The sequence below is a fragment of the Eisenbergiella massiliensis genome (genome assembly GCF_003435485.1).
The window spans coordinates 1-22,233 of the sequence record NZ_QVLV01000007.1 but is presented as its reverse complement, the minus strand read 5'-3'; the positions used below and the strand labels follow the sequence as shown (position 1 = coordinate 22,233).

Genomic DNA, 22,233 nt, shown 5'->3' with positions numbered 1-22,233 from the left:
CTGTGCACTTTATTTCCAGGACGGAAGGGAATGATGAGATGATAACTAAGAATATGAACGCAGCTGAAAAAAAGGCTGTAAAGAAAAGTCAGACATTGAGAAAGCTTCGGAAATATGCCCCGCTTTATCTTTGCGCACTGCCGGGATTTATATACCTGATCATTAACAATTATCTTCCCATGGGAGGCCTGATTCTTGCATTCAAGAAATACAGCTTTGCCAAGGGAATTATCAAAAGCCCCTGGAACGGATTGAGTAATTTTACGTATCTGTTCGGTTCCAAATGGGCTAAAATCATGTTCCGCAATACCATAGGATACAATGTTCTATTCCTGTTTTTAGGTACTGTTTTTGCAATCTTTGTTGCAATCCTTTTGAATGAGGTACGAAAGAAAACAGCACAGCAGGTATATCAGACCACCATACTGATTCCCCATCTGGTGAGTACGGTTCTGATCGGTTATCTGGTATATGCCTTTTTATCCAGCACGAACGGCTTTGTAAACAAAGGAATTCTGGAACCGCTGGGGAAAGAAGGAATCCAGTGGTATACGGAAGCTAAATACTGGCCTTTTATCCTGACCATCGTGCAGCTGTGGAGAAGCTTCGGTTTCCAGAGTATTGTGTATTTTGCAACCATTATCGGATTTGACAAAACCTATTATGAGGCGGCAGTGGTGGACGGCGCCACCACATGGCAGCAGATCACAAGGATTACGCTGCCGTTGCTGAAGCCCACAGTGATTATCCTGACCATTATGGCGCTGGGAAGAATGTTCGCTTCTGATTTCGGGTTATTCTATCAGGTGCCTCAGAACAGCGGCCTGCTTTATTCCACAACCACCACCATTGACACCTTCGTATACCGCACGCTGATGCAGGATCATGACGTGGGAAGATCTCTGGCGGCAGGCTTTATGCAGTCCGTACTTGGCTTCTTTGTGGTCATGCTGACCAATGCCATTGTACGCAGGACAGAGCCTGACAGCGCGTTGTTCTAAGGAGGAGGAAAATAAATATGGCTGGTACGAATAAAGGTTTTCGCATATTTGCGAATATAATAATGATACTTTTGATGCTTTGCTGTCTGCTGCCGTTCATCCTGTTGATTACGGCGTCCATTACAGATGAAGCAACCCTGACGCTTTACGGCTATTCTTTTTTCCCGAGAAAAATTAATTTCCGTGCCTATGAGTATCTGTTCCAGGCTGCGGGCAAGATTACCAGGGCCTATGGGGTGACAATTCTGGTTACATTGGTGGGAACTACGCTGAATGTGACGATGACAATGTTCATGGCTTATCTGCTGTCCAAGCAGGATTTGCCGGGAAGGAATTTCCTGTCCTTTTTCATCTTTTTCACGATGCTGTTTTCCGGCGGTATGGTTCCTTCCTATATTATTTGGAGCCAGTACATGCATGTGGGGGACAGCCTGCTGGGACTGCTGCTGCCGAACCTGGCGCTGGGAGCCTATAACGTCATTTTGATGAGGACCTATTTTACTACCAATGTGCCCAAGGATATCCTGGAGGCGGCGGAGATGGATTCCTGCGGGGAACTGGGGATGCTGTTTCGGATTGCGCTTCCCCTTTCCAAGCCCATGCTGTCCACGGTAGCGCTGTTTTCCGCGCTGGCTTACTGGAATGACTGGATTAACGGCCTGTATTATCTGACCAGAAGAAGTGATTTGTATTCCATCCAGAACGTGCTGAATTCCATGATGAACAACGTACAGTTCCTGAAGGAAAATACGCTGGATGCGGGCAGCGCCCAGATTACGACACAGATCCCCACATCCGGGGTAAGAATGGCGATTGCGGTAATTTCCGTTGTCCCGATAATGATTATCTATCCCTTCTTCCAGAAAGCGTTTATTAAGGGGATTGTAATCGGCGGTGTGAAGGGCTAGTACAGGACGGATGGTAAACAGATAAGAAAAGGAGCCAAAAGACTATGACAGTAGACAGTAAATTAATCCACGATTCCCTTTATGCCCCCAACGGCGGCCATGTCCCCAAAGAGGGAGGCAGCTGTTCCATTCTTCTGAAGAAAAGATATACCAGCGTGGTTTTTTGCCCGGGCGAGCCTTTTGAAGGACAAAGGGGGCCCGGCTCCATGTATCCCCGCTGCATCTGTCTGGAGCATAACGGAGAAAAGAACGGAACGCTTCTGGCCACCATGGAATATTATACGCAGACAACCCCTGTTTTCCCGATTTATGAAAGTACGGATGACGCGCACAGCTGGCATTACTTAAGCTGTGTTGAGGATACGCAGCTTGGGTACGGATGCCGCTTCCAGCCGCACCTGTTCGAGCTGCCCTGTGATATGGGGGCGCTGAAAGAGGGAACAATTCTTTGCGCCGGCAATATGATTCCGCAAGATATGGGCACTACCGCCCTGCATCTGTATAAAAGCGTGGATGCGGGAAAAACCTGGGAGTTTGTCAGCGAAATTATAAAAGGGGAAAGGGATGAAAAGCATATCATGGGCCTGCCTGTATGGGAACCCTTCCTGCTGCAGTCCCCTGACGGAAAGCTGTTCTGTTATTATTCGGATGAACGGTATAAGGATCATGGAAATTATAACCAGCTTCTGGCGCATAAGGTATCGGAGGACGGCGGCTATACCTGGGGAGAAGAGAAAATCGACGTTGCTTTTCCTGATGGAATACTCCGGCCCGGCATGCCTGTGGTGGATTATCTGCCGAACGGGAAATTTATTATGGTCTATGAAATGGTAAACCAGGACAGAATCCCTGTATATTTCAGGATTTCCGATTCCATGGATGACTGGGGGGAGCCTGATTCTATGGGCAATCCGGTGATTGCGGCCGATGGCAGTTATCTCACTGGCACGCCCTATGTGGCATGGATTGACAAGGGAGGAAAGGACGGGACAATCCTGGTGACAGGAAGAGGCTTTTCCCATATTTTTGCCAATTCAGAGCTGGGGATGGGCTTCTGGGAAAAGATGGACAGCCTGATTCCGATTGACAATAATTATAATTATACAGGCTACAGCCAGTGTATCCTTCCGCTTAAGGGAGGCAGGCAGATCCTGAATCTGAGCCCCTGTCAGATTTCAGACAGACAGGCGCTGATAGAAGCTGCGGTTGCAGATGTTTATGTACGGGCATAAGTGCTTCGGAGACAGAAAATGCCACAGTGGATCTCGGAAAATGAATATTTTAGCAGGAAAGAAAGTTTTAAGATAGGGTTATCGATAAAAAAGCAGGAGGAAGTACTATGAAAAAGAAACTGGTATCACTTATCCTTGTTGCGGCAATGCTGGGAACGCTTATAGGCTGTGGATCTGAGCCTGCAGGGAATGGATCGGCCGGCGCGTCGGGCCCGGCGGAAAGCACGGCAGCTGCACAGGGAGAATCGGCCCAGCCGCTTGAAGCATCTGAAAACCCGGATGAGTGGCCGGTGATTGCTGTGCAGTCGCTGAGCTATGACATGCCGGATGAAACAATGGTTGAAGACGCATTAAACGAGTATCTGGTATCTATTAACGCAGGAGTGAAGGTGGATCTGATTGGCATTAACTTCGGCGACCTTGCAACGCAGATGACACTGATGCTGTCCGATAATCAGAACCCGCTGGATGTGTTCTGCTGGAGATTTTATTCCAACGTGGACAGCTGTGTAAAGAATGAGCAGTGTATTTCCCTGGATCCTTACAAGGATGTGTACCCGGATCTTTGGGAAATGTATCCGGAAAAAGTATTAAAGACGCAGCAGGTTTCCGGCGTTCAGTACGCAGTCCCTTCCGTTGACAGCTACGCAACCTATGAGGTGTATGCCTTACGAAAGGATATAGCGGAGGAACTGGGGATTGCCGACAGGGACGGCGAGCGCATTACGCTTGATGAGATGACGCAGATCATGAAGGATGCCAAGGCGATTCATCCGGAATTTTCCTATATGGTAAATACCAATGATGAAGCCGTACTTGATATCGACAGCCTGGGAAATCCCAACTGGCTTGGCGTTCTGTTTAACCGCGGCGTTGATAATACTGAAATAGTAAATCTTTATGAAACTGAGGAATGGCGTGATTTCTGCTATCGGATGAAGGACTGGAATGAAGCGGGCTTACAGCTGGATGATCCTCTGAATAATGAAAGAACCATCACACAGTATAATAATGGTGTGGCGGCAGGCTGCTACCTTGGCGGCTACAGCCCCGACTATATCAAGGCGCTGATTTCTTACAGCCCCTATGAACCCATTGAATTCCAGCTGACGGATCTGGTGGGAACCAGTGCTTCCGTACTGGGCGGATGGATGATTTCCACTGTCTGCAAAAATCCTGATGCAGCCATGAAGATCCTGTATCTGATGGCAACCGACGAGGTAGTTGCAAGATATATGATTCTGGGCATTGAAGGCCATAATTACACGGTGGATGAAAATGGGATTGCCCGGTTCCCGGAAGGGGTAGACGCCAACAATGCCACCTGGAATATGAACGGCCCCTGGTATTATCCCAACCAGTGCCTGAGCCTTCCTCTGGAAGTGGAAATGTCCACCTATTATACCGATATGCTGGATGCTCCCAATCACGCAAAATTCTCAGAAGCTATGGGCTTCATTTTTGACAGCGCTCCGGTATATGATCAGATGGCAGCCTGTACAACGGTTGTGGCGGAATACAGAGACGCCCTGTTGTATGGCCTGGTAGATGTGGACTCTTACCTTGAGAAATTCAACGAAGAGCTGAAGGCCGCAGGAATCGATGAGATTATTGCAGAAGAGCAGAAACAGTTCGACGCCTGGCTTGCTGCACAGTAAGAAGGTATTAATAAAAACAGGAAGCTGCCGGCTATGGGAAACTGTGGCCGGCGCTTTTGTATTTCCGGCGCTGGAAATGCTGACTTATCCATAGTCAGAAAATGTGATTAACTGCATCTGAAAATGAATATTCTTCAATGTAAGGAACGTATAGAATGAATTTAACCATTACAGGGCAGCCGAAGGCTGAACTGTAACATTTAATAAGAAGAAAACCGATGCTGCGGTTTTCTTAAAAATGTAAAGGAGAACATTTTATGAAAAAGAAACTGATTTCACTGCTTTTGACTGCAGCGATGCTGGGAACACTGGCCGGCTGCAATAGCCAGACTGCAGAGGCGCCGGCGCCCGGAAAGGAAACGGAATCATCCGTTATGTCAGCCGCCGGAGAAACTGCAGAAGGTTCAGCTTCAGCTGATGTATTTGAAGCAGCCGAGAATCCGGATGACTGGCCGGTGGTAAGCGTTCAGGTTACATCTTTCAGTCCAATGCCGGATGAACAGTTAATTGAAGACGCAATGAATGAGTACCTGATTTCCATTAACGCCGGAGTAAAGGTGGATGCCATACAAATTGCCTTCGGTGATTTGGCCACGCAGATGACGTTAATGCTTTCAGATAATCAGAAGCCCCTGGATCTGTTCTGCTGGAGAGCCTATTCTACCGTGGATGGCTGTGTAAAGAACGAACAGTGTATTCCGATGGATAAATATCTGGATGTATATCCGGACTTATGGGAAATGTATCCGGATAATGTATTAAAAACGCAGCAGATCGGGGGAGTGCAGTATGCAGTCCCGGCCGTAGACAGTTATGCCACCTTCGAAACATATATGCTGAGAAAAGATGTAGCCGAGGATCTGGGGATTGCTGATCGCGACGGTGAGCGGATTACCATGGATGAAATGACTCAGATTATGAAAGACGCTAAGGCAATTCATCCGGAATATGCGTACATGATCAATACCAACAATGAACTGGCGATCAATATTGACAGCTTCGGCAATCCGAACTGGCTGGGAGTGCTGATGAACCGTGGTGTTGGCAATAAAGAGATGGTAAACCTTTATGAGACGCAGGAGTGGAAGGACTACTGCTATCGCATGAAGGAATGGAAAGAAGCCGGTTTAATGATGGACGACCCGCTGAATAATGAATTGACCTTTAACCAGTACAATAATGCAGTTGCTGCCGGCTGTTATATGGGCGGCTACAGTATAGATTATATCAGAGCCCTGAATGCCAGCAGCCCTTACGAGGCAGTATATTTCCCTCTGACAGATCTGACCGGAACCAGCGCTTCTGTGCTGGGCGGATGGATGATTTCCACAGTTTGCAAGCATCCTGATGCAGCCATGAAGCTTTTGTATCTGATGGCTACGGACGAGACGTTGGCACGTTATTTCATTTTGGGAGTGGAAGGACATAACTATACAATAGATGAGAAAGGGATTGCCCGTTACCCGGAGGGAATTGATGCAACAAATCAGACATGGATGTCCAATGTACCATGGTTCTTCCCCAACCAGTGCCTGAGTATTCCACTGGAAACCGATATGACGACTTACTATACCGATATGCTGGATGCCCCAAACCATGCGAAATTCTCTGAAGCAATGGGCTTTGTCTTTGACAGCGCCCCGGTATATGATCAGATGGCCGCCTGTGCATCCGTTGTATCAGAGTACAGAGGCGCTTTGCTGTACGGGCTGGTGGACGTGGATTCTTATCTGGAAAAATTTAATGAGGAACTGAAGGCTGCGGGGATTGATGAGATTATAGCGGAAGAACAGAAACAGTTTGATGCATGGCTTACAGCACAGTAAACGGAAAAAAACAAGCGTAAGCATATGGCCGGCTGCCGCCGGATATGTTACATAAAATAATGAGAGGGAAAAGGAGAGGGTATGGAAAACTTACAGGTTACAATAGAAACTGGAAAACTTCAGGGAATTCACGGATGGGATCCCAGAATTGCCGTATTCAAAGGCATTCCTTACGCAGCGCCTCCTGTAGGAGAGCTGCGCTGGAGGGCGCCGCAGCCTGCCGCAGGCTGGGAAGGCGTGAGAATGGCGGATCAGTACGGCCCTATCGCCTGCCAGCCCGTGCCGGGAAGTAATCCCAGGGAATTCTGGACCAGGGAAATTCATCCCACCGGCCCCGAATTTGAAATGAGCGAGGACTGCCTGTACCTGAATATATATACGCCCGCGAGGACAGGGGAGGAAAAGCTTCCGGTGCTGATGTATATCCATGGAGGCGGTTTTAAGGGCGGTTATCCCTATGAGATAGAGTTTGACTGGGAACATATGGCTCAGAAGGGCATCGTGGTGGTATCCATTGCTTACCGTCTGGGTGTCCTGGGATTTTTGGCCCATCCCTGGTTATCGAAGGAAGCGCCGGAGGATCCGAAGGGCAACTATGGGACCCTGGACCAGCTGGCCGCCTTAAAATGGGTAAAACGCAATATCGCCGCTTTTGGAGGGGATCCGGACCGGATTACCATTGCGGGGCAATCGGCGGGCGCTATGAGCGTGCAGAATCTGATGACCTCCCCCATGGCGGAGGGGCTGATGTGCGGCGCGATTATTGAAAGCAGCGTCACAGTGGCTTTTGCGGAAAAGGAAGACAGAAGCCATCCGCTGGAAAAGGCGGAAAGGGTTGGCGCAGAATTTTTTGAAAAGGCGGGATTTTGCAGTCTGGAGGAAGCGAGAAAAATGCCGGCAGAGGAGCTGGTGCGCCTGGAGGATGTGCTTTTAGGCCCCGGCATCCACTTCGAGCCCGCGATTGACGGTATACTGATTCAGGAATCCAATTTTGACGCCTATAAAAAGAACCATCATCATAAAATCCCGGTGCTGGCAGGTTATAACCGGGGAGAAGCGGAAGGCTTTTCCAGAGCCTTCGGCAAAACCATAGATACCGTGGCCGGACTGCGGGAGTATGCCGCTGGTTTTGGCGAAAAGGCGGAGGAATTCATGAGAATCAGCCGGGTGGAAAATGACGCGGATGCAAAGGCGCTGTTTTCCTGTGATGCCATGCTGGATTTGGTCGCAGGGGCCCGGATGTTCGGCTGCCTGCAGAGCAGCCAGGGCAGGGAAACCTATCTGTATGAGTTTGATGCGGATATCCCCGGCGAGGATCAGGCCGGCAGCTACCACGGAAGTGAGATGTGGTTTGCCTATGATAGCCTGGCAAGGTGCTGGCGTCCGTTTACCGGCCGGCATTATGATCTGGCGCGCCAGGTCAGCTCTTATTGGGTGAATTTTGTAAAAAACGGAAATCCCAACGGAACGGATACCATTGGGGAAGAACTGCCGGAGTGGAAGTCCTATACGGCGGAGAATGATTTTGTGATGGAATTTACGGACAAACCGGCTGAATCCCGTGTGAAAATTGATCCCCTTATGAAATTCAGAATCGATGATACATTGCAGAGGTAAAAAATATGAAAAGTGAAAATGAAATAGTTCAGAGCATCGCCGCGCAGGAATGCGCCGCCGCACAGCACCGCAGCGTGACATATTTTGAAGACGCTCCCTGCTACCCGATTGAAAAGCTGGTTAAGCTGCACGGCATGAGAAGAGAGATGCTGGAAGAACAGGATGAGGCAAAACAACGGCGGTTGGCAGCAGAATATCATGCTTTCATGGATACGCTGGAAAAGCTGCCGGATGCGCCTTCCCGCATTTATCTGTGGCCGGAGGGAAATATGCCGGCCACGGGGGAATATACGGAGAACCCGGGCCTGCGTTATAATCACGATCCGGAATTCAGGCCCTATATGTATGAATTCCTGCTGCCTGAGAAGGTGCAGCCAAAAGGGGCCGTCATTCTGTGCGCGGGCGGGGATCACGGGGACTGTGTGATCCATGAAGCCTACCAGAGCTGTCTGGACTTCAACCGGCTGGGCTATCAAAGCTTCATGCTTCTGAACAGAACCAACATGATGCCCTATACCGGCCAGGAATGCGGCGCAGATGCGGCAAGACTGATCCGCATGATTCGAAAGAATGCATCCAGGTATCGGATCAAAGAAAATCAGGTGGCCTTTGCAGGATTTTCCAACGGCGGGCTGACGGGAGAGGAATGTATCCGTTATTATTCAGGAAATCAGAAGGTAACAGATCATTTTCCCGGTTACGTTCCGGACGAACTGGATGAATACCGCGGAGCGCCGGACGCCTTCCTCTGTGTGTACGGTCCCCGCTGGGAAGGCAGAGAAATCGACTATACAAAGGTAGTATATCCTCCGGTGCTTTTTGCAGTGGGAATGGAGGATAAGGCCCTGGATAACCTGCATTGGGTATACAGAGATTTGCTCTCACACGGCATCCGGGCGGAGGTACATACCTTTACCGGCGTGCCCCACGGAAAGGCGGGGGTATCTGTGTTCGGGAACTATGATTACCCGAATTTTGAACTGTGGCTGCCCCTGGCGGATGCCTTTATGCAGAGAATCTATCAGAATAACAGGAGATGACATGAAAAATACAATTCACATTCATACCGAAAAGGTAAAATTCCCTACAGCACCGGAGTTTTATGGTTTATTTTTTGAAGATATCAACCACGCGGCTGACGGAGGGCTGTATCCTGAAATGATTCGGAACAGGGCGTTTGAGGATTCCCTGCTTCCCGAGGGCTGTACCACAGACCCTGATCAGAGGATTTTTGTAACGGAATACGGCTGGCCCGGCGCCTTCAATCATGGAGAAGGCATGGATGAGTGGGCGGCTGCGGTACCGGATACTGAAATCCCCGGATGGTATGCACAGGACGCCTCCTTTTCGCTTCTGACGGAAGGCACGCTCAATCCAAACAGGAAGGCTGCCCTGCGGACAACGTTCGCCCCGGGAGGAAAAATCTATAACATCGGATATTTCGGCGTGCCCGTAAAGGAGGGTGAGGAATACCATTTTTACTTTTTTGTGCAATCAGACGCGGCTGCGGGGCTTACCGTGGCGCTGGAGTCAGAGGAGGGCGTAAGCCTTGGGAGCAGCAGGCTTACGCTGCAAAAGAGCGGCGGCTATTTAAGGTACGACTGCGATCTGACGGCCTGCGGCACTGATTTTAAGGGCAGGATCAGTATTTCCTGCGACGGGGCCTGTACGGTTACCCTGGGATTCACTTCCCTGATGCCGAAAAAAACGTTCAAAGGGCACGGCCTGCGGGAGGATCTGGCAATGGCCCTGAAGAATACCCACGCGAAGTTTATCCGTTTCCCCGGCGGCTGTGTTGTGGAAGGGATCAACGAACAGAACTCCCTCCGCTTTTCCCGTACCATCGGGCCTGTATGGGAGCGACCAAGCGCCCAGCTGATGTGGCATTACCGCACCACAAACGGCCTTGGCTTTCATGAATATCTGCAGCTGTGCGAGGATCTGGAGATGGAGGCCATGTATGTGTGCAACTGCGGGATGAGCTGCCAGGCGCGTCACGGCGGCGGTTTTTCGGAGGAGACAACCCGGGAATATCTGGAGGAAGCTCTGCATGCCCTGGAGTATGCGCTGGGCTCTGAGGATACCCCTTACGGAAGCCTCCGCGCGCAGTACGGCAGGAAGGAGCCCTTCCGCCTGAAATATGTGGAAATCGGAAATGAGAACTTCGGCCCGGAATATAATGAGCGCTATGAGCTGTTCTATCATGCGCTGAAGGCCGCCTTCCCTCAGGTGATTTATATTTCCAACGGACATACGGAAAGGGAAAAGCTTCCCACGGATTTTGCAGACGAGCATTATTATGATGCGCCGGAATTTTTCCTGGAAAATGTGGATCTGTTTGACGATTACGACAGGAGCGGCCCGAAGATTTTCCTGGGGGAATATGCGGTAAACGGCGGAAATACCATTGCTTCCATGGAATGCGCCCTTGCGGAGTCAGCCTTTTTGCTGGGCGCGGAGAAAAATCAGGATATTGTCAGGCTGACGGCTTATGCCCCGTTGTTCCAGAATTCGGATTATACTGCCTGGAAGCCGAATATGATTGTTTTTGACAATCATCAGGTTTACGGCATTCCCAGCTATCATGCCGTTTCTCTTCTGGGAAAATACAGAGGGGATGAGGTGGTGGAAACCGAGACGGAAAGCGAGGCAAAGCCCCCGGTGTACAAAGGGATTCCCGGCATTATGTGTGAGAAGGAGGGCCTTCTTTTCAAAAATGCCAGGATAAACGGGCAGCCGGTGGAGGTTTCCAAATGTATTTACGGGGAAATCGAAGAAGCGGGGGATGCCTGGCGGATGGTTTTCGGAAACCGGAAGCATCACTGCACCGGAAAAAGCAGGGAATGGAATGAAGCCTTTGAGGAGTTTATAGGAAGCGGCAGTTTTCATGAAAATCCGGTTATCTGGGCCGTTTTCGGGACGGATGAGCTGGAGGAGTATACCTTTGAAATTGATATAAAATGCGAAGAGGATAATCCGCTCACCCTGTCCGCCTGGAACCATCATCCGGAAACGGATGCCGGCTGCAATGAACCGAAGGACACGGAATGGACTACAAGAACCGTCAGAAACCAGGTCTGGAAGCTGGAGAAGGGCAGGAGCGCCACGAGAGTTCCCCGGTTTTTTGATAAGCCGCTGTCCGAAGAGGAGCAGGTTCCCGTGTCCATTCCCTATGGAGAGTATAACCATTATAAAATGGTCTGCCAGCCTTGCGGCTATGAGTGTTATATCAATGACCGGCTGGTGCAGAAGAAAACGCATGTGCTGCATCCGCTGATCAATGCCTTGGCTGTGCAGGATAAGGAAAAAATATATCTGAAAATGGTCAACGTGGATGAAGAAGACAGGGAGGTACGGATTTGTACCGACTGCGCGGTTACGCAGGAGGTTCTGGCGGAGGTGCTTGCGGCGGATCCCGGGGCGGTAAATTCCTTTGAGGACAAGGAGCATGTATCCGCAGCCTGCCGGAGAATTCCGGGAGGTTCAGAATTTACGTATCGTATCCCTGCCCACTCTGTCAATGTATTGGTTATGGAAAAAGAAGGGAGGAAGAGTTTATGTTAAGAAAGGTTCAGGTAAAAAACGGAGTGCTTCATGGACTGGTGGGAAAGGATCCGCGGATTACTGTATTCCGTGGTGTGCCCTATGCAAAACCGCCGGTGGGAGAGCTGCGCTGGAGGGCGCCGCAGCCCGCAGAAAACTGGGAGGGCGTAAGGAAATGCTATGAATACGGGGATATGCCCATGATGAGGGTGCACCCCGGGACAGGGGATGATTTCTATACAAAGGAGCTGCATCCTGTGGCTGCGGATTATGGAATGAGCGAGGACTGTCTCTATCTGAATATTTTTTCACCCGCGGCTGCTGCGGATGAAAACCTGCCCGTATTCTGCTACATCCATGGAGGCGGCCTGCAGGACGGCTATAGCTACGAGGTGGAATTTGATCCGGAGCGGGTGGCCAGGCGGGGCGTCATTGTGGTTATGATCGGCTACCGGCTGGGCTTGTTCGGCTTTCTGGCCCATCCGGAAATCACGGCCCGGACACCGGAGGGAGAAGTGATTTCAAATTTCGGCTTCCAGGATCAGTCTCTGGCGCTTCACTGGGTTCATGAAAATATCAGGGCCTTCGGCGGCAATCCCGACCGGATTGTGATCTGCGGACAGAGCGCGGGGGCGGGCAGTGTGCAGGCCCAGCTATGCAGTCCCTTTAATGAAGGGATTATTGCGGGAGCGATTTGCCAGTCCGGCGTTTCCATGGCCTTTGGGGACGAAGAGAAACCCTTCGGCGCGGCAATGCCGCTGAAGGAAGCGGAAGCGCACGGGGAGGATTTTTTCAGGCAGGCAGGGATTGAAAATCTGGCGCAGGCGCAGGAAATGGATGCCTCTGTGCTGATGGAGAAGCTGCGCGGCATCACTTCCGACTGGAGATTTGGGTTCGGGCAATGTATTGACGGCAGGTTTGTGAAGGAATCGGTGTGGGATTCCTATTATAACAACCGGCTTCCCAATGTCCCCATGATCATCGGCGTATGCTGGGGAGAAACCCAGGGGGGAATGTTCGGCGGCGGAGATTTTACTTATGAAGATTTCCTGCAGTGGGCGAAGCAGTTCGGAGAGAAGGAAGAGGAGTTTATCAGGGTTGCCGGCGTTGCCAATGACGCGGATGCCCGGGCGCTGACCGAGACGGACGCCAGGAATATGCTTTTAAGTAACAGCAGAGGCTTCTGTGAGCTGCGTTCCTCCATGGGACAGAAGGTGTATTATTATATTTTTGATCATGATATTCCGGGAGATGATGCGGGCTCCTTCCATGGCTCGGATCTGTGGTTTATGTTTGATTCCCTGGGCAACAGCTGGAGGCCTTTTGAAGGAAAGCATTATGATCTGGCGCGCCAGGTGACCTCCTACTGGACGAATTTTGTGAAATACGGGGATCCCAATGGGCTGGACTATAACGGGAACCCGCTGCCTGAGTGGGATGCTTACCAAAAAGAGAAAAAAGCGGTGATGCGGTTTACGGACCAGGCGGCTCCGGGGGTACTGGAGGAATGCCCGGTTCTGGATTACCGGCTGGAATATGGTAAAAGTAAGCTCACTGATTAGGCGGAGGAATGCATTATGCTTAGAAAAGTAAAAGTAAAAAACGGATTGCTACAGGGAATGACAGGGAAAGATCCGCGAATTACTGTTTTCAGAGGAGTACCTTATGCGAAGCCTCCTGTGGGAGAACTTCGCTGGAAGGCGCCTCAGCCGGCTGAGGACTGGGAGGGTGTAAGAAAATGTTATGAATATGCAGATATGGCAATGATGCGCGTCCATCCCGGGATGGATGATGATTTTTATACGAAGGAGCTGCATCCTGTGGCAGCGGAATATAAGATGAGCGAGGACTGCCTGTATCTGAATATTTTTACCCCCGCAAAGACAACGGAAGATAATATTCCTGTGTTTGTCTACATTCACGGCGGCGGGCTGCAGGACGGTTACAGCTATGAGGTGGAATTTGATCCGGAGCGTGTGGCAAGACGCGGCGTGATTGTGGTGATGGTCGCTTACCGGCTGGGCCTGTTCGGTTTTCTGGCCCACCCGGAAATTACGGCCCGGACGCCGGAAGGGGAAGTGATTTCCAATTTCGGTATGCAGGATCAGTCAATGGCTATCCACTGGGTATACGATAACATCAGGGCTTTTGGCGGGGATCCGGATAATATTGTAATCTGCGGGCAGAGCGCAGGCGCGCGTAGTGTACAGGCGCAGATATGCACTCCATTGAATGACGGCCTTATTAAAGGGGCGATTATCCAGTCGGCTGTTTCCATGATGTTCGGCGACGAGGATCAGTCCATGGCTGCTATCCCTTCCTTACAGGAGGCTGAAAAATATGGAGCCGATTTCCTGCAGACAATCGGCATTGACAGTCTGGAGGAGGCGGAAAAGACGGATGCCCATGAGCTGATGCGGAGACTGGATAAGGCTTCTGAAAAGACCAGGTATGTATTCGGGCTCTGTACGGACGGCAGGTTTGTCCGGGAATCGGCTCCCAGCGCCTATTATAATAACCGGGTTGCGGATATCCCGCTGATCGTGGGCGTATGTCAGGGAGAAACCCAAAGTCCTTTTATAAAAGGGAGTTTGAACTATCAGGAATTTCTGCAGAAAGCAAAAAAATACGGAGACAGGGAGGCTGAGTTTTTAAGGCTTGCTGAAGTTACCAACGACGAAGAAGCGGATGCCCTGATGGCAGGAGATGCGTTTAACAATTTCCTGGCAGGGACCAGGGGCTTCTGTGAGCTTCGTTCCTCCATGGGGCAGAAGGTGTATTACTATATTTTCGATCATGATATCCCGGGAGATGATGCGGGCTCCTTCCATGGCTCGGATCTGTGGTTTATGTTTGATTCCCTGGGCAACAGCTGGAGGCCTTTTGAGGGAAAGCATTATGATCTGGCGCGCCAGGTGACTTCCTACTGGACGAATTTCGTTAAATATAAGGATCCTAACGGAACCGACTATAACGGAAATCCGCTTCCCTTGTGGGAGCCTTACAGCAGGGACAAAAAGGCGGTGATGAAATTTCTGGATGCTCCTGTACCGGAGATCCTGGAGGAATGCCCGGTTCTGGACTTCAGGCTGTCCTGGGGGAAGGAGAAGCTTACGGATAAGGAGTAAAGCGTAAGATATCTTCAGAAAGAATCAGTAAAACAAAAAGGCGCTGCGTTCTGGCACGGAAACGCTTGGAACTCATTATCGAGCAACTGAAGGCTTCTGAGGGAGTGACAGAGGATTTGAAGATAACAGCTCAAATGACTTGGGTGGAGCTATGAACAGCATCCGTAACCGTGCAGAGGAAATCTTCAAAAGCGAATTGATTTATCGCTAACTAAATAAAGCTACAAGCAAGCGATGCTCGGTAAAACTGCCAAGTATCGCTTGTGTTTTAATATTCCTCAGAATATTGTAGAGCACACCGACTTTAATCGCTGTAAAAAATGTAATTATACTTCCAATATTCGTTGTATTTTTTGTAATTATGAGATATACTATACTTGAATTATAAAAAAACGGAGGTGCGTGTATGTACCGAATTGCTATTGAAAAACTATTAAAGTGGAAACAAAGCAAGCGCCGTAAACCTTTGATTATTGAAGGGGCACGCCAGGTCGGCAAGACCTGGCTAATGAAAGAATTTGGCAAACAGGCGTATGCAGATACCATATATGTCAATTTTGACTCCAATTCCAGAATGGCAGAGTTATTTGCCTCCGATTTGGATACTGACCGCTTAATTATGGGATTAGAGTTGTATGCTGGCCGCAAAATTAATCCAGACAATTCTTTATTGATTTTTGATGAAGTACAGGAAGTTCCGAGAGCACTGTCATCTCTCAAATATTTCTATGAAAATGCACCGCAATATCACATTGTTTGTGCAGGATCTTTGCTCGGTATTGCTTTGCATCAAGGTACATCCTTTCCGGTAGGCAAAGTAGATTTCTTAAAACTCTATCCGCTGTCTTTTCGAGAATTTTTGATGGCTACCGACAAGGAGCGTTTTGCAGAACTTCTTGATAAGCAAGACTTTCAGATGATTACAAGTTTTAAGCAAACATATGTTGATGCTCTGAAACACTACTACTTTGTTGGAGGTATGCCAGAAGCTGTGCAAAGCTTCGCAGAGAGTAAAGATTTTAACGAGGTTCGTGAAATTCAAAAGAGAATCCTTGCTGCTTATGAGCAAGATTTCTCCAAACACGCACCAAATGAGATCGTTCCGAAGATTCGCATGCTGTGGAATAGTATTCCCTCTCAACTTGCAAAAGAGAATAAGAAATTCATTTATGGTCTCGTTCGTGAGGGGGCTCGTGCTAAGGACTATGAAACTGCAATTATGTGGCTCAGTGATTGCGGTCTTGTTCATAAGGTCAGCCGTATAAATACAGTGGGTATCCCTTTGAAAGCGTATGAGGATTTGAAAGCATTTAAGTTGTTTTTGGTAGATGTGGGATTGCTCGGATGTATGACCGGACTTCGTCAACGTACTTTGCTTGATGGGAACGATCTTTTTGTTGAATTCAAAGGTGCTCTTACCGAGCAGTATGTTTGTCAGCAATTAAAAACCATCGAAGATTTAGGTATTTATTATTATACCAACGATAGAGGTTCTTGTGAGATTGACTTTGTTGTTGATACAGGTGAGCAAATCATTCCGGTTGAAGTAAAGGCGGAAGTGAACCTTAGAGCAAAGAGCTTGAAAACATATCAGGAGAAGTTTTCACCTGATATATCTGTTCGTACTTCGATGGCAGATTTCAAAAAGGAAGATTGGCTTATCAATTTGCCGCTCTATGCGATTGAAAGGATTGATATAACAGTAGATGAACTAAGTTAAGAGTGATTCTCATATTAACATTACAGACGTTGACGGCAAAAAAAAATTGAGTTTATAACCCTGGTCAAAATCAAGAAGAACAAGTGGAAAATGTCGGTAGGTTCATCCAGATGGCAAAAAAATATCTGCATCTGGAAAAGCTGACTTCCACCGTCCTGAACGATATGGTAAATGCCATATACGTTCACGCACCGGACAAGTCCTCCGGTCACAGAATACAGGACGTGGACATCAGCTACAACGATATCGGCATACTTCACGCCAATTTACTCTATGAAATTCAAACGGAGAAACGGTATGACCGAAATCATACCGTTTCCCGAAAATTAATATATTGTTTTATTGGGCCGCTCCTTCATGCGGCACTTTTTTTGAAAAAACGGCGATATATTTTTAGGTGTTAGAAGCTTATGACATTCATCTGCGGTTGATAAACCGCTCTATATTACAGTATCATTTGCCCCGGCTTTTTTTCGGAATTTTGCAGGACTGATGCCTGTCATTTTTTTAAACTGCCGGTAAAAATGAACTTCATTTGTATAACCACATACTTCTGCCACACATTCAAGAGGCAAATTGCTGGTGGTTATAATATATTTGGCGTGATCTACACGCATTCTTATTAAATCCTGTTGAAAAGGAATTCCAAAAAGGTCCTTATAAAGATACTGGAAGTAAGATTCACTGATATTCAGTTTTTGTGCATAATCTTTGATACTGTGTTTTTCAGCTAGAGAGTTCTCCATTTCCAGGCGCAGCAGCTGTAGCTGGGATAAATAGGGACTCCGCTCCCGCAGACTGTCCTGTGTATTATAGGCGGTAATTAGATGGTTAAACAATAAACTAAACAGCGCATTTATATTATCCTGAGCATAAGAGCTGTCATTATAGGTAAGCTCCCATAAAATCTGCCTGATACAGAAGGTATATAAATTATGTTTATCAATCGGAAAAGGTTTGTTGCACATGGCGATTAAATTCTGAAGATAAGGGGAGTCACTGATTTCAAAATGCAGCCAGTCATCTACATACTCTCCATTTGGATTACCATAACTGTATGGAGTATTCGGGGCTAAAATAATGACCTGGGGAGGGGTAATTGAAAATGATTCGATGCCAATCTGGAATTCACCGTGGGTTCTGATAATCAGTACAACATAATTAGGCAGGCCTTTGGGACGTGACATCCGGTAAGTACTGGGATGTCTGGTTTCGCAACCTCCTTTGATTGCTTCTATCATAAAATAAGCTCCTTTAAATAAATAAACAATAGAAAATGTTAGTTTTTTAGTATTATAGGCTATTATCAGCAATGTGTCAATGATGTAATATATGTACAGATAGAAAACAGGCAAAATGTATAAAGAATAGAACAAAATGATACAAAAATGTCTAATAAAATCTATAATTATAATATAAATTGTATATATTGACATATGTATTCATATTTTATCACTTGATAAGTTTAGGTGAATTTAGTGCGGAAAGTAACAAGGTTAGTTTTGTGAGTTGGAATGGCCGCTGATTAGAAGGAGATACGGGAACAGAACATATTGACATAGGGGGGATTAGTTATGGGGGAAAATGTTACAGGACCTCTTCTGAGCGACAGACGCTTTTTCCAGGAATGCCTGAATCTGGAATATGGGGGCATGCAAGAGGTTAAGGCCAGCGTTTTGAAAGAAGATTTCTGTGGAGCCAGGAAGGCAATGGCAGCGTATATCAGGCGCACGTTGGATCCGGAACGCTTTTTTACAATTCCTTATGAGGCACCGGAGAATATTTACAAATTCCCGGAAGAAAGCGATGAGGATGCCTGCAGGAGAATCTGCCGCCATACATTGATTTCGGTAGGGGTTCCCTGCGAATACGGGGAAGGGAAGCCGGTAGACTGGAAGGCAAATCCTACTTATAACGGTTACCGGGAATGGACCTGGCAGCTGAACCGCCACAATGATTGGAAGCTGTTGGCCCATGAATATAGAAGGACCCATAACAGGCGGCTTGCAGAGACGGCGGCGGAGCTGTTTACTTCCTGGGTAAGACAGGCGGTTTATCCGGGAGACTGTCCGGGATACAGCACGGATTGCTGGAGAACTATAGAATGCGGAATCCGGATGGGAGCAAACTGGCCATATATTCTGTTTACTTTTTACAATACAGAACCTTTTACTGACGATATATTAATTGACTGGTATAAGTCGGTCTGGGAACATGGGGAACGGCTGAGCAGGAACCATATGACGGGAAACTGGCTGATTATGGAAATGAACGGGCTGGCCCAGATCGGTATTCTTTATCCCCAGTTCATCCTGTCCGGGCAGTGGCTTTCGCAGGCGCTGGGCAGCCTGGAAGAGGAACTGGACAGACAGATTTACCCGGATGGCTTCCAGTATGAGCTATCTACCGGATATGCGGATGTCGTGGTTAATAATTATCAGCGGCTTATTGAAGTGGCAAAAGCATTCGGCAAGACGGTTTCGGAAGGAATGCTGGAAAAACTGGCCAAAGCATGTGAACTGGATGTGAAGCTGATGATGCCGGACGGATGTGTGCCGGATATCAATGACGGAAAACACAGAAATGTGGAAGAAACCTTTCAGTGCAGAAAAAGAATCTTTCCGGAAAATAAAACAATCCGCTGGATCACAGAAAAGTTTGAGACAGGGGAACCGGATTTTACATCCATTGCGCTGCCCTGGTCCGGGTTTCTGGTAATGAGGACAGGATGGACCACGGAGGATTCCTGGGCGTTATTTGATGCTGCCCCTTTTGGTAAAGCCCATCAGCATGAAGATAAGCTTTCCCTTCTGTTTTATGCAAACGGGAAGCTGCTTCTGACCGAGGGCGGAAATTATGCCTATGATACTTCTGAAATGCGCCGCTACGTTCTTTCCACCAGGGCGCATAATACGGTTAGGGTAGATGCTAAGGATCAGAACCGCTTGAAAAATTATGCATGGAAAGAAGAAGATATCCGGGAAAAAGCAGATTTAAAGTGGAAGCTTGGTCCGGTATGGGATTATGGGGAGAGCAATTACCGGGAGGGGTATGGTGAAAATCCATGTCCGGGAACGGTCCATAACCGGAGGGTGTTTTTTAATAAAAGCCAGAAGGAAGGAAAACCGCCTTTTTTGGTAGTAGTGGATCGGATGGCAAGCGATGAAATTCACAGGTATGAGTGGCTGTGGCATATTGACAGTGAATTGGAAGCTGTGCAGAAGGGAAGAATTTCTTTTCATGAAATAGATGCCGCCTTTTCCGCCGGTGAGGCTGAGGTTATAGAGGGCAGGGAAGAACCGGAATGGCAGGGATTTAAGGCAGTGGGAACCAAACAGGGTATGTACCGCAAGCTCCCCTGCGTAAGCATAAAGGCTGATGCCGGACAGATAAGGATAGTTACTGTATTATCACCCTGCAAAGGTTTATCTGGCAGAGTGCACAAGGTAACGGCTTCTGCGATGCCGGAGGAGGACAGCGTTGTTATTTCCTTTGAGGATGGAACGGAAATTGCTTTCCGGGAACAAGAAATTATACAGACTGTATAGCTCCAAGAGCCTCATTTCATAAATTTCAGGCAGGACCAGGGCGGATTCCAGGGAGTTTACATAAAAAAACATGCCTGCATCGGCTGCAGGACATGAAAAAATTTTAGGAGGTAAGAAATATGAGAAAGACCAACAAATTTTTAGCGCTTGGGTTGGCCGCGTCGCTTGTGGTGAGCGCACTGGCAGGCTGCGGCGGCAGTTCGGGAACAAGCGCGGATACTGCCGCAGGGACGGCGGCAGGAAACGAAGCGGCTGCGGAATCCGCAGATGCGGGCAAGAGCGCCTCTTCAGGCGATAAGCTGCTGGTAGGGCTTACCCAGAGCAGTATGGTTACAGATTATGAGAATAATTATTTTACGAATTATCTGGAAGAACAGCTTGGTTTTGAACTTGAATTTTATATGCTTCCCGCAGATGCGGCAGAAACACGTACCAAGGTTGCGCTGATGGCGACTTCTAAAGAAGAACTTCCTGACGTGCTGGTAGTAGACGGCCATCTGACAAATGAAATGATTCTGCAGTATGGATCCAGCGGATTTTTCCTTCCGTTAAACGATTATCTGGCCGATGCCTCCAAAATGCCCAATTATAACGCAATTCCTGCTGAGGATAAGGAAATTATGGAAAGGGCGCAGACCATGGCAGACGGCAATATGTACGGCCTTGCCGCATATGAACCGGAAACCTGGAATCTGACTCCCAACCGGATTTTTATTAATAAAGCCTGGCTGGATAAACTTGGACTGAAAGAGCCTACCACTACGGAAGAACTCAAAGAGGTGCTCATTGCTTTCCGTGACGGAGATCCCAATGGCAACGGTGTGCAGGATGAAATCGGTGTTTATGGTTTCTCCGGAGGCGGTTACGGTGAAAATACATCGGCTGCCCTGATGAACTCCTTCGTGTTCTGGAATGGCGGTGGCATAAACGGCGGCCTTTCCCTTTCCGATGACGGTACAACGGTGATTGAACCTTTTACGACGGAAGAATGGCGTGACGGACTTCGTTATATGAATGACCTTTATAAAGAAGGCGTTCTTTCCGCTAATATTTTTACAGATGACGGTACGCAGTTTAAAGCAATCCTGAATCAGGAAACACCTATTGTAGGATTGACAACCGCAGGCTCCCTGAGCAACTGGCCGGATGTAATAAATAACAAGAATTTCCTGGAAATGGAAATGATAGCGCCTCTTAAGGGGCCGAAAGGAATACAGTACACCCCGTACTCAGAGTATACTCCCGGTCAGGAACTGATGATTCTTGCAAGTACGGATAAGCTGGATATGGCTCTGAAATTTGCGGATCAGTTTTATGATCATGATACCTCAATCATCGAACGTTTCGGGGAAGAAAACGTAGACTGGACCCGGGATCCTGAAATCCTTGCGCAGCACACAAATGCTTATGTGGAAGCAGGTCTGTATGACGGTCTTTCCATGCTTGTCACCTCTACCGTATGGGCGGATAACCAGAGCCAGACCTGGAGAAATCATGGCCCCAGATACGCCAGCCTTGAAATGGGCAACACCGTTTATGATTTTTCATCCGGCCGGCCTTTTGACCCGGATGATCCGACACAGCTGAATGCAAAATGTTATGAACTTTATTATGATAAACATCCTGAAAAAGTGCTTCCTGCCTTGAAGTATACGATTGAGGAAGCTGAACAGATACAGGATCAGCTGACTACAATTCCGGATTTTGTAAAACAGAGCCTGGCAGAGTTTGTTACCGGCGCAAGGGATATAGAAGGCGGCTGGGACACTTATCTGAAAGAACTGGATAACATGGGACTGCAGCAGTGGATTGCAACTGCGCAGACAGCTTACGACAGAAGCTGAGTTTCCCTCTGTTGATTTAGAAGACAGGCAGCTGCATCGGCAGCGAAAAAGCAGTAGTAAGAACAGCATGGGCGGGCAAAGGCGCCGGTGAAAGGGCACATTTGCCCGCCGCGCTGTATCTTACAGAGACTCTTTCCGGCTGCGGAAGGCAAAGCATGATCTCTCGGAATCTTGATTGATCATACCAGAGAATCTGGCAACTGAACAT

General features: G+C 48.2%; 14 protein-coding genes and 2 pseudogenes. 15 read left to right on the top strand and 1 reads right to left on the bottom strand.

The window, feature by feature from the left end:
* Positions 1-38: 38 nt before the first annotated feature.
* From DXC51_RS11565 to DXC51_RS30585, 13 genes and pseudogenes are all read left to right on the top strand, one after another.
* The gene (locus DXC51_RS11565) at positions 39-1,001 is read left to right on the top strand and encodes an ABC transporter permease (protein ID WP_051358433.1); all 963 of its coding nucleotides are present in this window, start codon (positions 39-41) and stop codon (positions 999-1,001) included.
* Between the two features lie 17 nt (positions 1,002-1,018).
* A complete protein-coding gene (locus DXC51_RS11560; RefSeq protein ID WP_021637915.1) occupies positions 1,019-1,909 on the top strand; it encodes a carbohydrate ABC transporter permease in 891 nt (296 codons plus the stop codon).
* A gap of 44 nt (positions 1,910-1,953) precedes the next feature.
* Positions 1,954-3,141, top strand: a complete 1,188-nt coding sequence (locus DXC51_RS11555; RefSeq protein ID WP_117544616.1) for a sialidase family protein — start codon at positions 1,954-1,956, stop codon at positions 3,139-3,141.
* Between the two features lie 107 nt (positions 3,142-3,248).
* Positions 3,249-4,799 carry an ABC transporter substrate-binding protein gene (locus tag DXC51_RS11550; RefSeq protein WP_021637918.1) on the top strand — a complete coding sequence of 517 codons (1,551 nt, stop codon included), beginning with the start codon at positions 3,249-3,251 and terminating at the stop codon, positions 4,797-4,799.
* 257 nt (positions 4,800-5,056) lie between these two features.
* On the top strand, positions 5,057-6,625 hold the full coding sequence (locus DXC51_RS11545; protein WP_117544615.1) for an ABC transporter substrate-binding protein: 1,569 nt from the start codon (positions 5,057-5,059) through the stop codon (positions 6,623-6,625).
* A gap of 81 nt (positions 6,626-6,706) precedes the next feature.
* Complete coding sequence (locus tag DXC51_RS11540) at positions 6,707-8,242, top strand: carboxylesterase/lipase family protein (RefSeq protein ID WP_117544614.1); 1,536 nt, start codon at positions 6,707-6,709, stop codon at positions 8,240-8,242.
* Between the two features lie 5 nt (positions 8,243-8,247).
* A complete protein-coding gene (locus DXC51_RS11535) occupies positions 8,248-9,282 on the top strand; it encodes an alpha/beta hydrolase (protein ID WP_117544613.1) in 1,035 nt (344 codons plus the stop codon).
* A gap of 1 nt (position 9,283) precedes the next feature.
* Positions 9,284-11,806, top strand: coding sequence for an alpha-L-arabinofuranosidase family protein (locus tag DXC51_RS11530; RefSeq protein ID WP_181970090.1), 2,523 nt, complete (start codon positions 9,284-9,286; stop codon positions 11,804-11,806).
* Positions 11,800-13,347, top strand: a complete 1,548-nt coding sequence (locus tag DXC51_RS11525) for a carboxylesterase/lipase family protein (protein ID WP_117544611.1) — start codon at positions 11,800-11,802, stop codon at positions 13,345-13,347. Before DXC51_RS11530 ends, DXC51_RS11525 begins: the two co-directional genes overlap by 7 nt.
* Before the next feature lie 15 nt (positions 13,348-13,362).
* A complete protein-coding gene (locus DXC51_RS11520; RefSeq protein WP_117544610.1) occupies positions 13,363-14,913 on the top strand; it encodes a carboxylesterase/lipase family protein in 1,551 nt (516 codons plus the stop codon).
* A gap of 53 nt (positions 14,914-14,966) precedes the next feature.
* A pseudogene (locus DXC51_RS30820) lies at positions 14,967-15,124 on the top strand (TnpV protein); the annotation flags it as partial.
* Between the two features lie 195 nt (positions 15,125-15,319).
* A complete protein-coding gene (locus tag DXC51_RS11515) occupies positions 15,320-16,633 on the top strand; it encodes an ATP-binding protein (RefSeq protein WP_021637926.1) in 1,314 nt (437 codons plus the stop codon).
* Positions 16,634-16,710: 77 nt separating this feature from the next.
* Positions 16,711-17,037: pseudogene (locus tag DXC51_RS30585) on the top strand (DUF4368 domain-containing protein); the annotation flags it as partial.
* Between the two features lie 36 nt (positions 17,038-17,073).
* Here the strand turns inward: DXC51_RS30585 and DXC51_RS11505 are convergent.
* A complete protein-coding gene (locus DXC51_RS11505; protein WP_025489118.1) occupies positions 17,074-17,874 on the bottom strand; it encodes a helix-turn-helix domain-containing protein in 801 nt (266 codons plus the stop codon).
* 333 nt (positions 17,875-18,207) lie between these two features.
* On the opposite strand from DXC51_RS11505, the gene DXC51_RS11500 reads away from it, so the two are divergent.
* Positions 18,208-20,181 carry an alginate lyase family protein gene (locus tag DXC51_RS11500; protein ID WP_117544608.1) on the top strand — a complete coding sequence of 658 codons (1,974 nt, stop codon included), beginning with the start codon at positions 18,208-18,210 and terminating at the stop codon, positions 20,179-20,181.
* Positions 20,182-20,300: 119 nt separating this feature from the next.
* Entirely contained in the window at positions 20,301-22,025 is a 1,725-nt protein-coding gene (locus DXC51_RS11495) for a type 2 periplasmic-binding domain-containing protein (RefSeq protein ID WP_117544607.1), read from the top strand.
* Positions 22,026-22,233: the final 208 nt, after the last annotated feature.